This window comes from Serratia proteamaculans, from assembly GCF_013337185.1.
Classification (GTDB): domain Bacteria; phylum Pseudomonadota; class Gammaproteobacteria; order Enterobacterales; family Enterobacteriaceae; genus Serratia; species Serratia proteamaculans_D.
Genome location: NZ_SWDE01000003.1, coordinates 556145 through 569109, shown reverse-complemented (window position 1 = coordinate 569109; position 12965 = coordinate 556145). Strand labels below are relative to the sequence as shown.

The window sequence follows — 12965 nt, the reverse complement described above, 5'->3', positions numbered from 1 at the left end:
GGCCGCAACCCCTAAATGCAAAAAATCTTTCAAGCGCTCAAATAACAATCAATAAAGCCATTTCAGGATATTTATTAGCCAGAAAAGTGGTGTTTTAAGGGCGTTAGCCCGGAAAACTCTATGAGAGTAATGAAAACAGATAAAGAAAAGGGAGCGGTCACCCGCTCCCTTTTATCGCAATGACTATAGATAGCCGTTACTGTTTGGCTACAATATGCTCGTCTTCTACATCCAGCGTCACCGGTATGCCCGGAATCAACTTGCCGGAAAGGATTTGCTGCGCCAATGGGTTTTCGATCTCCTGCTGGATAGCGCGTTTCAACGGACGCGCACCATACACAGGATCGAAACCGGTTTTGCCCAGCAGCTCCAACGCCGGTTCGGTCATAGTGACTTCGTAACCGCGTTCTTCCAGACGTTTGTACAGACGTGCCAACTGAATCTTGGCGATCTCGGCAATGTGTTTCTGACCGAGTGGGTGGAATACCACCACCTCATCTATACGGTTGATGAATTCCGGACGGAAATGATGCGTAACCATTTCCATCACCGATTCCTTCATCTGTGCGTAGTTCATCTGACCGAAGTGTTCCTGGATCAGATCGGACCCCAGGTTAGAAGTCATAATCACCACGGTATTACGGAAATCAACGGTACGTCCCTGACCATCGGTCAGACGCCCATCGTCCAATACCTGCAGCAGGATGTTGAACACATCCGGATGCGCCTTCTCCACTTCATCCAGCAGGATCACTGAATAAGGTCGACGACGCACTGCCTCGGTCAGATAACCGCCCTCTTCATACCCGACATAGCCCGGAGGCGCCCCCACCAGCCGCGATACCGAATGTTTTTCCATAAACTCGGACATGTCGATACGCACCATCGCGTCGTCACTGTCGAACAGGAACGAGGCCAGCGCCTTACAGAGTTCGGTTTTACCCACCCCGGTCGGACCGAGGAACAGGAACGAACCGATAGGACGGTTTGGATCTGAAAGCCCGGCTCGGCTACGGCGAATTGCGTTAGATACCGCGCTTACGGCTTCATCCTGGCCAATGACCCGAGAATGCAGTTCCTGCTCCAGACGCAACAACTTGTCACGCTCACCCTCCAGCATTCTGGCAACAGGAATACCGGTGGCACGCGCCAGCACTTCGGCGATTTCTGCGTCGGTCACCCGGTTACGCAACAGCTTCATGGTTTTGCCTTCGGCCAGCGTGGCGGCAGCAAGCTGTTTTTCCAACTCTGGGATCTTACCGTACTGCAGTTCCGACATCCGCCCCAGATCACCGACACGACGCGCCTGCTCCAGGGTGATCTTGGCCTGCTCAAGTTCCGCTTTGATATTCTGCGTACCGGAGAGTGAAGCTTTTTCCGCCTTCCACTCTTCTTCCAGCTCTGAATATTCACGTTCTTTCTGTTCCAGCTCACCGCTAAGCATTTCCAGGCGTTTCTTGCTGGCGTCGTCCGACTCTTTACTCAGCGCCTGCTGCTCCAGCTTAAGCTGAATAATACGGCGCTCCAGACGATCGAGCGATTCCGGCTTGGAGTCCATCTGCATGCGGATGCTGGACGCCGCCTCATCGATCAGGTCAATAGCCTTATCCGGCAATTGACGATCGGAGATATAGCGGTGTGACAAGGTCGCCGCAGCAACAATCGCCGGGTCAGTGATCTGCACATGGTGATGCAGTTCATAACGTTCTTTCAGGCCTCGCAGGATAGCGATGGTGTCTTCGACACTGGGTTCCGCCACATAGACTTTCTGGAAACGACGTTCGAGCGCCGCATCCTTCTCTATATACTGACGATATTCGTCAAGCGTGGTGGCACCGACGCAGTGCAGCTCCCCACGCGCCAGCGCCGGTTTCAACATATTGCCGGCATCCATAGCGCCATCGGCTTTACCCGCGCCGACCATAGTATGCAATTCATCAATAAACAGAATGACGCTGCCTTCCTGTTTGGACAGATCGCTCAGCACCGCTTTCAGACGCTCTTCAAACTCACCGCGATACTTGGCCCCGGCGATCAGCGCACCCATATCGAGGGACAGCACACGTTTATGCTTTAGGCCTTCCGGGACTTCACCATTAATGATGCGTTGCGCCAAACCTTCGACGATGGCGGTTTTACCCACGCCAGGCTCGCCGATCAACACCGGGTTGTTTTTGGTACGACGTTGCAGCACCTGAATAGTGCGACGGATCTCTTCGTCACGGCCGATAACCGGGTCAAGTTTGCCTTGCTCGGCACGTTCGGTCAGATCAATAGTGTATTTCTTCAATGCCTGACGTTGGTCTTCAGCACCTTGGTCTTCCACGCTGTCTCCACCTCGCATTTGCTCAATAGCCTTGCTGATTTTATCGGTTGTCGCACCGGCTGCTTTCAACAGATCGGTCAATGTTCCACGATCCTCAAGCACCGCCAGTACAAAGAGTTCGGAAGAAATGAATTTGTCCGCCCGCTTTTGCGCCAGCTTGTCGCACAGGTTAAGGACACGCACCAGTTCATGGGACGGTTGAACGTCACCACCGGTACCTTCGACTTGAGGCTGACGAGACAGTGCCTGTTCGATTTCAGTGCGCACGCGCCCTGCATCGATACCGGCAGAAGTTAAGAGTGGACGAACCGTGCCCCCGTCCTGATTGAGCAGAGCGCTCATCAGATGTAACGGTTCAATAAACTGGTTGTCGCGCCCAAGGGCTAAAGATTGGGCATCGGCGAGGGCAAGCTGGAATTTGTTAGTAAGACGATCCAGACGCATAACACCTCCAAGATTGGTCGAAATTGCTACTGGAGATTAAATGAGGTCATCCCTCAAAAATTCAAGGTTATTTCGACTGTATATTTTCGGTACTACATCATGCGTCTTTGGACCGTCCTAATTCAATAGGTTATATCAGCCAGATTAAACTTGCCAGACGTCCGGTTATTCCATCGCGACGATAGGAGAAAAAATGACTGATTTCGCTCACCGTACAGCGATCGCCACCGTAGATGGCGTGGATGCCTGCGCGTTGCAGGCGCTGACGAGCTAATAAATAGATATCGGCCAGGAATTTATCACCCAGGGGGGTAAAAGCTGCCGCCGCTGCGTCATCCACAGCAATAAATGCCGCACGAACCTCGGGCCCTACCTCAAACTGCTGCGGGCCAATCGCCGGGCCGAGCCAGGCGGTAATGCTCCCCGGTTCAGCAGCAAAAGCGGACAGAGTTTGTTCCAGCACGCCATTGCACAACCCACGCCAACCGGCATGGGCTGCAGCAACTTCATCACCGGCCTGCGAACAAAACAGCACCGGCAAGCAATCCGCCGTCATCACGGCACACACTTGCCCCGGAACATTACTGTAAACGGCATCCGCTTGCAGGTCGGCTGGCGTTTGCCCATCCAGCCGCACGACACGAGTACCATGAACCTGCTCCAGCCAGACTGGCATCTGCGGCAAGTCGGCACCCTCCACCAGCCGTTGGCGATTACCCGCTACCGCCTGCGCTTCATCACCCACGTGGGTTCCGAGGTTGAGCGCGTCATACGGCGGCAGACTAACGCCGCCATGACGGGTGGTGCTGCAGGCTTTTACCCCAGCAGGCAACGGCCAATCGGGCAGGATGAGCGAATCCATTACCAGTTCATCTGATCTTTAAATTCTTCGGTATCGGCTTTCAGCGCGTTAATCAAATCGACCATATCCTGAGGCAGCGGCGCATGCCACTCCATCTGGATACCGCTGATTGGATGATATAAACGCAGCATGGTAGCGTGCAGTGCCTGACGATCGAAACCGCGCAGCGTGGCAATAAATGCATCCGACGCACCTTTTGGCGGACGTGGACGGCCACCGTACAGCTGATCGCCCACCAAAGGATGGTTGATGTGTGACATATGCACGCGGATCTGGTGAGTACGGCCGGTTTCCAGACGCAGACGCAGGCGGGTGTGCGCACGGAAATGCTCCATAATACGGTAATGCGTCACCGCGGGTTTCCCCATCGGGTGCACTGCCATATGGGTGCGCTTGGTCGAATGGCGCGAAATCGGCTCTTCGACGGTACCGCCGGCGGTCATGGTACCAATGGCGACCGCTTCATATTCACGGGTAATATCCCGCGCCTGCAGCGCTTCTACCAGTCGGGTTTGCGCCGGAACAGTTTTGGCCACGACCATCAAACCGGTCGTGTCCTTGTCCAGACGGTGCACGATGCCGGCACGCGGCACATCGGCAATTTCAGGATAGTAGTGCAGCAACGCATTGAGCACCGTGCCATCCGGGTTGCCGGCGCCAGGGTGCACGACCAGGTCGCGTGGCTTGTTGATGACCAGAATGTCACTGTCTTCGTAGACGATATTCAGCGCGATGTCCTGCGGTTCCCAACGGGCGTCTTCTTCTATCTGTGCATCAATGGCGACCGTCTCTCCCCCCAGTACCTTCTCTTTCGGTTTGTTTATCGTTTTGCCATTAACCTGTACCCGATCGTCCAGGATCCAATCTTTTATGCGAGATCGTGAATAATCAGGGAACAATTCGGCCAAAGCTTGATCTAAACGTTGTCCGAGTTGAGATTCGGCCACCGTTGCGGTGAGTTGTACTTGTTGTGCCATATGCAGCTTCTTCGTTAACGTTGGGTTTTCACGGCGATGCCGTTTAATATAATGTGCTATTGTAACTGGTCTTTGTCGGGAGCTTAACGGACAGTCTCCCGGAATAACACCCTGAGGATAATCAAAACGTCATGACGCGTATGAAATATCTGGTGGCGGCAGCCACGTTGAGCCTGGCGCTGGCAGGTTGCTCCACATCCAAGGATGCGGTTCCCGACAACCCACCTTCGGAAATCTATGCTACTGCCCAGCAAAAACTGCAGGACGGTAACTTTAAGGGCGCGATTACGCAACTCGAAGCGTTAGATAACCGCTATCCTTTCGGGCCGTACTCTCAGCAGGTTCAGTTGGACCTGATTTATGCCTACTACAAATCTGCCGATTTACCACTGGCTCAGGCGTCTATCGATCGTTTCATGCGTCTGAACCCTACGCACCCGAACATCGACTACGTGATGTACATGCGTGGGCTGACCGATATGGCGTTGGATGACAGTGCATTGCAAGGCTTCTTCGGGGTCGATCGTTCAGACCGCGATCCACAGCATGCTCGCGCTGCGTTTCGCGATTTCAGCCAGCTGATTCAGCAGTACCCGAACAGCCAGTATGTAACCGATGCCAACAAGCGTCTGGTGTATCTGAAAGACCGCCTGGCCAAGTATGAGCTTTCGGTGGTGGAATACTACACTAAACGCGGTGCCTACGTCGCGGTCGTTAATCGCGCCGAACAGATGCTACGTGAATATCCGGATACCAAAGCGACGCGCGACGCGCTGCCGCTGATGGAAAATGCGTATAAGCAGTTGCAACTGAACGGTCAGGCCGACAAAGTGGCCAAAGTGATTGCCGCCAACCCGGCATAACCGAATTGGCAACGGCAGAAAAACAAAACGGCAGCTTCGGCTGCCGTTTTCATTTGCTGCGAACTTAGCCAGAGCTGGAAAAATACACAAGCAAAAACACGATGTTAGCAAGTCTGCCCCACCGCTTATCCTTTCAATAATGCGCGTTCCGCTCACAAGACTCAAGCGTTAGATAGCCAATTCAAATGCTGAATCACAGATTGAACTAACTTTGCAAAAAGTGACAAAAATACGTGATTTTCATCACGCATTTAAGCAAAAAGCGAGGTATGCTGGATCCATCCAAGACGGAAAGACAGAGAGGTAAGTTATATGACATTGAACATTACCAGCAAACAAATGGATATCACTCCCGCAATCCGCAGTCACGTCGAAGACCGTCTCACCAAACTGGAAAAATGGCAGGCCCAACTGATTAACCCACATATCGTCTTATCCAAAGAACCGAAAGGGTTTGTTGCCGACGCCACCATTACTACTCCTAACGGCCCGCTGGTCGCCAGCGCAAAACATGAAGACATGTACACCGCCGTTAACGATCTGATCGCCAAGCTGGAGCGTCAGTTGAATAAGGTGCAGCACAAAGGCGAAGCACGCCGTGCCGCGACCAGCGTGAAGGACATCATTCCGGAAGTCGAACCGGAACAGGAATAACCGTTTAGCGGCTGTTTCACATCAAACGCGCCTGAGGGCGCGTTTTTTGTCTGGTTTTTTTATTGACGAGATAAAGGCCTGCGGTTACTTTAAAACCTGTCTCATACATACTCTGGGTACCCCATGCTCCGTAAACCGTTTTTCTTCGCATTCTTTTTTACCTTCCCCTGATTGGGAGGCGTTTCGTCGTGTGATAAAGAATGCGAAGACGAACAGCAAAGCCTCCTGAAAACAGGGGGCTTTTTTTATGGCTATTTACGACGTATAAAAAATAAGGCAGAAGCTGATTATGACTGACAACCCGTTACTCGTGCTGCGCGAACGCATCAGCGCACTGGATCTGAAACTGCTGTCCCTGCTGGCAGAACGCCGTGAGCTGGCAGTAGAAGTAGGGAAAACCAAGCTTCACTCTCATCGACCAATCCGGGATAAAGAGCGTGAGCGCGACCTACTGGACGCCCTGATCGCCGCCGCCAAACCCTACGATCTGGACGGGTTCTACGTCACCCGCCTGTTCCAGCTGATTATCGAAGACTCGGTATTAACCCAGCAGTCGTTACTGCAAAACCAGCTCAATCAAATCAGTCAGCATTCAGCCCGCATCGCTTTCCTCGGCCCGAAAGGTTCTTATTCACACCTGGCCGCGCGCCAATATGCAGCTCGCCATTTCGACCAGTTGATCGAGTGCGGTTGCCAGAAATTCCAGGACATATTTACCCAGGTCGAAACCGGTCAGGCGGATTACGCCATTCTGCCAATCGAAAATACCAGCTCAGGTTCGATTAACGACGTCTACGATCTGCTGCAGCACACCAGCCTGTCGATCGTCGGCGAGCTGACCAACCCTATCGATCATTGCGTCCTGGTCGCCAGCGACACCGATCTTGCCCAGATCGAAGTCGTGTATAGCCACCCGCAACCATTCCAGCAGTGCAGCCAGTTCATTAATCGCTATCCACACTGGAAAATCGAATATTGTGAAAGCACTGCCGCAGCGATGGAAAAAGTCGCCAAATTGAACTCGCCAAAAGCCGCAGCGCTAGGCAGCGAAGCTGGCGGGGCACTGTATGGCCTGCAGGTGCTGGAGCACAATCTGGCCAATCAACAGCAGAACATCACCCGCTTCATCGTGCTGGCACGTAAGGCTATCGACGTCTCTGAGCAAGTGCCGGCTAAAACCACGCTGATCATGGCCACTGGGCAGCAGTCTGGGGCACTGGTTGAAGCGCTGCTGGTGTTGCGCGAAAACGGTATCATCATGACCAAACTGGAATCTCGCCCGATTAACGGCAATCCGTGGGAAGAAATGTTTTATATCGATGTGCAGGCTAACCTACGTTCTGAATCAATGCAGAAAGCATTGAGAGATCTTGCCCCAATAACCCGCTCACTGAAGGTATTGGGTTGTTACCCCAGCGACAACGTGGTGCCGGTTAATCCATCCTGATGAAGTAAAGAAGGGTTCGGCATTTGCCGAACCCGAATACTTTATTGTCGGCTGTCATTCGCCTGACGCAGCAGCGAACGGCTTTCCACCAGGAAACGCTGCGCATAGTCGCCAAACCAATGCTCGACCTTCTGGAAACTTTGAATAAACGCCTGTTTATCACCCTGTTCCAGCAGTTTGATCGCCTCACCGAAGCGCTGATAGTAACGTTTGATTAGCGCAATGTTCTCTTCTGACGACATGATGATATCTGCGTACAACTGCGGATCCTGCGCAAACAGCCGTCCGACCATCGCCAACTCCAACCGGTAAATTGGTGAAGAGAGTGCCAGCAACTGTTCCAACTGAACGTTTTCCTCCGCCAAATGCAGACCATAGGCAAAGGTGGCAAAATGGCGCAACGCCTGAATGAACGCCATGTTCTGATCGTGCTCAACCGCGCTGATACGGTGCAAACGCGCGCCCCATACCTGCAGTTGCTCCAGCAACCACTGATAGGCTTGCGGCTCGCGGCCATCGCAATAGACCACCACCTGCTTGGCCACGCTGCCTACGTCCGGACCAAACATCGGATGCAGACCCACCACAGGGCCAGAGTGCGCTGCCAACATGGCATTTAGCGGGCGATTTTTTACCGACGCCAGATCGACCAGGATACAGTCCGCCGGCAACGGAGGTAATCTTTCAATCACCTGCTCAGTCACGTGAATCGGCACACTGACAATCACCATTCCGGCGTCTGCCAGCAAAGTATCGGCCTGCGGCCAATCTTGCTGATCCAACACCTTGACCTGGTAGCCGGACAGCGTCAGCAGGCGATTAAACAACCGGCCCATTTGGCCGTTACCGCCAATGATGACAATCGGACGCAGCTGTGGATTCAGGGTTTTAAAGCCTTTGTCGTTCTCGCTGACATAAGACTCACGCATTACCCGGCGTAGCACGTCCTCGATCAGATCAGGAGGAACACCAAGATTTTCAGCTTCCTGACGCCGTGAGGCCAACATCGCCGCCTCACGTTCAGGAACATACACCGGTAACCCGTGGTGGCTCTTAACCTCACCTACTTCTGCCACCAGCTGCAGGCGTTTTGCCAGCAGCTCCAGCAGCGCCTTATCCACTTCGTCGATTTGATCGCGCAACGCGGTCAGTTCAGCCACCATAACTTACTACTCTCCAGTACGTGCCGTCAGCGCAGTGCCGAGTTCCTGGTGCATATGGCGCAGCAGCGTCTCTGTACTTTCCCAGTTAATGCAGGCGTCGGTAACAGAAACCCCGTAGCGCATATCTGCACGCGGTTGCTCAGAGGACTGGCTGCCTTCGTGCAGGTGGCTTTCCAGCATGATGCCGGTGATCGAACGGTTACCCGCTTTAATCTGCTCTACCACGGACTCGGCAACCGTCGGCTGACGGCGATAGTCTTTATTCGAGTTGCCATGGCTGCAATCTATCATCAAGGACGGGTGGAGTCCCGCCTCCTGCATCTGTTTTTCACAGGCCGCAACGTCTTCGGCACTGTAGTTCGGCGTTTTGCCACCGCGCAGGATCACATGCCCATCCGGGTTACCCTGCGTTTGCAGCAGGCACACTTGCCCTGCCTGGTTAATGCCGACAAAACGGTGTGGCATCGCCGCTGCACGCATCGCGTTGATTGCCGTGCCCAGGCTACCGTCGGTACCGTTTTTGAAACCCACCGGCATCGACAAGCCTGAAGCCATCTCGCGGTGAGTTTGCGATTCTGTAGTACGCGCACCAATCGCTGACCAACTGAACAAGTCACCCAGGTATTGCGGGCTGTTCGGATCCAACGCTTCTGTCGCCAACGGCAGACCCATACCCACCAGATCCAGCAACAGGCGACGCGCGATGTGCAAACCGGCTTCAACATCAAACGAACCATCCATGTACGGATCGTTAATCAGGCCTTTCCAGCCAACGGTGGTTCGTGGTTTTTCAAAATAGACACGCATAACGATATACAGCTGATCGCTCAATTCAGCCGACAGGGTTTTCAAATGACGGGCGTAATCCAGGGCAGCGTCCGGGTCGTGGATAGAACAAGGTCCGCACACCACCAGCAGGCGATGATCGCGCCCCTGCAAAATATCAGCGATGGTTTTGCGCGCGGTCGCGATTTCATTTTCATCGCTGGCGCTGAGCGGGAACTGGTTCTTCAGTTCTTCCGGAGTGATCAGAATTTGTTCTGCACTGATATGAACGTTATTGAGCGCGTCTTTTTGCATGATGCTGTTCCTGTCGTTTGCCGTTATGCGTAAGCGTTAATACAACCTTGAGCGTTTCAGGTCCTTACCATACCATGCGATGTAAAGTTTTCAATCCGATATCTGTAAATAAAAAATTACCACTAACAAATCATCTTGAAAGGCCGTATTGAAACAGACAGGGTAACAAGATCAATTTAATGATTTATAAATAAAAATATTCAAACACAACCAAGATTTTCGTTTATCTCTTTTAACCTTAAAGGGTGTACACCACCGCCACAAAGTGTAAATATAAATATACACTGCATTTTCCCCAACAATGTATTAGCCCGCGATACAGCTCTCGCTTTCATCAGGATTATCGAACACGGCTACCCACCCGCTGTTGCCACCAGACGACAACCTTGGCCAAAGGCCAGCCAAACGCTAAGGATACTCAGCATGATATGCCGCAGGAAGGGGTTAATTAAGTAGAAGAAAAGTGAATAAGTAAGGATGAGAAATTAAAAACTTAAGCTAATCGTAGCTATTTTGGTCGTCATGGCGAACCGATATAATGTGACTGACATCACTTATAATCACTCTTAACAACTGGATCCAAAATGCTCTCTTTACGCGCTCGCCGCGCTATTCCGCTGTTCATTAGCTGCTTAACGACTTTCACCAGTGTTTCAGCCCTTGCCGACAATACACTTTTCACCGCGATGGACGATCCGGCCACCGCTAAAAAGCCGTTTGAAGGTAACATTCAGGCAGGTTACAACTCGCAGTCTGGCAACTCACAAAGCTCGACGCTGCTGGCCAACAGCAGCATGACCTGGTTCAACAGCGATGCCGCCTACAGCCTGTGGGGAGCCGCCAACAACACCACCTCCTCTAACGTGCGCTCGTCTGAAAAGTATCAGGCCGGGGGTCGTACTCGTTATAACCTGTCCGATCGCAACTACCTGTTCGGTCAGGCAAGTTGGCTTAGCGACCGCTTCAACGGTTACGACTCCCGTTCCACGCTGACCGGCGGTTATGGTCGCCAACTTCTCAACGGGCCGCTCAGCGATCTGCGAGTGGAATTTGGTCCCGGCGTACGTCACGATGAATATCATGGCGGTGGTCGCTCCACCAAAGCGCTGGCTTACGGCGCAGCCAACTATTCGTATCAGCTGACCGACAACACCAAGTTCTCCGAAGGCGTTTCCGCACTGGCTAACGAAGAAACCACCTTGAACTCCGAAACCGCGCTAAGCGTCGCGATTAACGAAAGGTTCGCACTGCGTCTGGCTTATAACGTGACTTACAACAGCAAGCCGCCAGCCTCAGCGCCGAAGAACACCGACACCACGACGTCCATCAGCCTGGTATACGGCCTGTAATCTTTTCGCCCCATACCTCTGACGCCATCAAGCCCATCATCGATGGGCTTTTTTTTAGGCCTGAGGTGTCAGAGTCAACCAGACCATGCCCAAGGCTTTCAGCGCATCAGTGGAACACTGGAAGTCAGCATTTCCCCCACTGACCTGTACCTGATTGCCCGGCAAACGCGCAATATCATAGACGTCGATATTACCGTCGATATCGATCAGCCAACGGCCATTGGCAATGTGCGTCACAGCCAAATCCACCAGCCAGGATAACCGACCGCCGTCAACGTAAGCCGGTTGCGCTACCCCTGCCGGGATCAGCGAGCTGTCCGCCAGCCATTCTCCCGCATCTTTCAACTGCCCGGCGACGAGCCGGTATTTCGGCAGCGCCCGCCCGCCCGCAGGCACCGCCACCGCCGTGCCGCCACTGCCCATTTCCCCCTGCCCGGTCGCCAGCCACAACAGAGATACACCAGTATCCAGAGCGCAGGTCACCACGATATCTCCCGGGAAATAATTACGACGAACCCAGGTGCTCATGGTGCCCGACGAAATACCCAGTAAATCTCCCAGCTCTTTCTGCAGACTGAAACCATAGGCGTCGAGGATGCGACGCAGCACACCTTTACCGCCAGAAGCCAGAACCCGATCGTAAAGCGCTTTTCCCTGCGCGGGTTGAATCGGCTTACGTTCACTTTTTGCTTTTGCAAGCTCCCCGGTCATAAGCCAGGCCAAATCAGCGCCCGTAGCCAGCGCGCAGCTGATGATCACATAGCCGGGCACACTGCCACGCTGCTGCCAACTGCTGATGTTGTTAGGGGCTATCCCCAGGATTTCACTCAGCTCTTTCTGCGTGCCAACACCATAAGATGAAAGGATCCTTTCAATCACTGCGCCTACCGAGGCGTTATCGTTCACAGTCTCTTCACGCATATCATCACCGATTAAAATCAAAATTTGCATTTACAAGTCGCATTTTGCGATCTAAAGTGCCACATAAATGTTTCACAAACGGCTTAAATGTCACTTTAGTTAAGATGATGCGACATGATTGATGAAAATGCAAACATCGCGGTAGTCCAATAGCAAGTTACTGCTGCCATTGGTTCACGATAAGCAGGCACACTGCTCACACAGTGATGACGATCCGAACCGATATTCGCCTCGCTTTTGCAAGCCCATTGATCACTTAGCATCCAGGGAGGTTGCCATGCTGTTGGCGAATGAAGAGCAACGGGCTATCGGTCTACGGCGTATCGCTGAAATCCGCCGCACGCTATTCGCCCAATATAAAAATCAGGCCGAGGAGATCTACAACACGGCACCGCTGCATCTACGCCACACGCTCTGCTTTCATGCAGGCCTGACCGAGCGTCACGTGATGCTGCAGTTCCACGAGATGAGTTATCCCCAGCGACAGAAAATTGTCGCCGCACTCAATGCATTCATTGAACTGGGCAAATCGCTACCTCGCTATATCAGCGAAGAGGATTGCCTGCTGAATCAGAAAAAATAGCCGTTCTGCAAATTCTGGCGTGCAACCCGCCGGATGCCGTTCGGCGCAAATTTACCCTATCTGGAGAACACACCATGGCTGATACCATAGATATGGCGCAAGAACGCCAGGCCTTGATGCTCGAAAAGCAGATCGCGCACGCCAGGCCCGTAGTCACCCAAGCCTCAGCGCATTTTTGCATAGACTGTGATGGGGCGATCCCGGAAGTACGCCGCCGCGCTATTCCCGGCGTAAGCCGCTGCGTAGCCTGCCAGGAGATAGCAGAGGCTCAGCAACGTCACTTTATCCGGCGCTAA

13 protein-coding genes and 1 other annotated feature are annotated in these 12965 nt (G+C 53.1%); of the genes, 7 read left to right on the top strand and 6 right to left on the bottom strand.

What is annotated here, in order from left to right; translation table 11 throughout:
• Positions 1 to 196: 196 nt before the first annotated feature.
• The 3 genes from clpB to rluD all read right to left on the bottom strand — a co-directional run bounded on the left by clpB (position 197) and on the right by rluD (position 4609).
• The gene (gene clpB / locus FCL49_RS16230) at positions 197 to 2770 is read right to left on the bottom strand and encodes an ATP-dependent chaperone ClpB (RefSeq protein WP_174354342.1); all 2574 of its coding nucleotides are present in this window, start codon (positions 2768 to 2770) and stop codon (positions 197 to 199) included.
• A gap of 130 nt (positions 2771 to 2900) precedes the next feature.
• The gene (gene yfiH, locus FCL49_RS16225) at positions 2901 to 3632 is read right to left on the bottom strand and encodes a purine nucleoside phosphorylase YfiH (RefSeq protein WP_174354341.1); all 732 of its coding nucleotides are present in this window, start codon (positions 3630 to 3632) and stop codon (positions 2901 to 2903) included.
• A complete protein-coding gene (gene rluD, locus FCL49_RS16220; RefSeq protein ID WP_135315212.1) occupies positions 3632 to 4609 on the bottom strand; it encodes a 23S rRNA pseudouridine(1911/1915/1917) synthase RluD in 978 nt (325 codons plus the stop codon). Before rluD ends, yfiH begins: the two co-directional genes overlap by 1 nt.
• Positions 4610 to 4740: 131 nt before the next feature.
• Here rluD and bamD point away from each other — a divergent pair, with 131 nt between their 5' ends.
• From bamD to pheA, 4 genes are all read left to right on the top strand, one after another.
• On the top strand, positions 4741 to 5472 hold the full coding sequence (gene bamD / locus FCL49_RS16215) for an outer membrane protein assembly factor BamD (protein ID WP_012005328.1): 732 nt from the start codon (positions 4741 to 4743) through the stop codon (positions 5470 to 5472).
• Between the two features lie 312 nt (positions 5473 to 5784).
• Positions 5785 to 6126, top strand: a complete 342-nt coding sequence (gene raiA, locus FCL49_RS16210) for a ribosome-associated translation inhibitor RaiA (protein ID WP_012005327.1) — start codon at positions 5785 to 5787, stop codon at positions 6124 to 6126.
• 122 nt (positions 6127 to 6248) lie between these two features.
• Positions 6249 to 6375 (top strand) — a sequence feature (Phe leader region).
• Positions 6250 to 6297: a pheA operon leader peptide PheL gene (pheL, locus tag FCL49_RS24590; RefSeq protein ID WP_198010413.1), complete on the top strand. Its 48-nt coding sequence runs from the start codon at positions 6250 to 6252 to the stop codon at positions 6295 to 6297. Its footprint overlaps the feature before it by 48 nt.
• A 40-nt stretch (positions 6376 to 6415) precedes the next feature.
• On the top strand, positions 6416 to 7573 hold the full coding sequence (gene pheA, locus FCL49_RS16205) for a bifunctional chorismate mutase/prephenate dehydratase (protein ID WP_174354340.1): 1158 nt from the start codon (positions 6416 to 6418) through the stop codon (positions 7571 to 7573).
• Between the two features lie 41 nt (positions 7574 to 7614).
• Here the strand turns inward: pheA and tyrA are convergent, their stop codons facing one another.
• A complete protein-coding gene (gene tyrA / locus FCL49_RS16200) occupies positions 7615 to 8736 on the bottom strand; it encodes a bifunctional chorismate mutase/prephenate dehydrogenase (protein WP_115183247.1) in 1122 nt (373 codons plus the stop codon).
• A gap of 6 nt (positions 8737 to 8742) precedes the next feature.
• Positions 8743 to 9816 (bottom strand): 3-deoxy-7-phosphoheptulonate synthase, encoded by a 1074-nt coding sequence (locus FCL49_RS16195; RefSeq protein WP_135315208.1) that lies wholly within the window; start codon positions 9814 to 9816, stop codon positions 8743 to 8745.
• Between the two features lie 584 nt (positions 9817 to 10400).
• On the opposite strand from FCL49_RS16195, the gene FCL49_RS16190 reads away from it, so the two are divergent.
• Positions 10401 to 11165, top strand: a complete 765-nt coding sequence (locus FCL49_RS16190) for a DUF481 domain-containing protein (protein WP_174354339.1) — start codon at positions 10401 to 10403, stop codon at positions 11163 to 11165.
• A 54-nt stretch (positions 11166 to 11219) separates the two neighbouring features.
• Here FCL49_RS16190 and FCL49_RS16185 read toward each other — a convergent pair whose 3' ends face one another.
• Positions 11220 to 12116, bottom strand: a complete 897-nt coding sequence (locus FCL49_RS16185) for a helix-turn-helix domain-containing protein (protein WP_174354338.1) — start codon at positions 12114 to 12116, stop codon at positions 11220 to 11222.
• Positions 12117 to 12363: 247 nt separating this feature from the next.
• On the opposite strand from FCL49_RS16185, the gene FCL49_RS16180 reads away from it, so the two are divergent.
• Positions 12364 to 12669 (top strand): hypothetical protein, encoded by a 306-nt coding sequence (locus FCL49_RS16180; RefSeq protein ID WP_037424877.1) that lies wholly within the window; start codon positions 12364 to 12366, stop codon positions 12667 to 12669.
• Positions 12670 to 12743: 74 nt separating this feature from the next.
• Positions 12744 to 12965, top strand: coding sequence for a TraR/DksA C4-type zinc finger protein (locus tag FCL49_RS16175; RefSeq protein ID WP_174354337.1), 222 nt, complete (start codon positions 12744 to 12746; stop codon positions 12963 to 12965).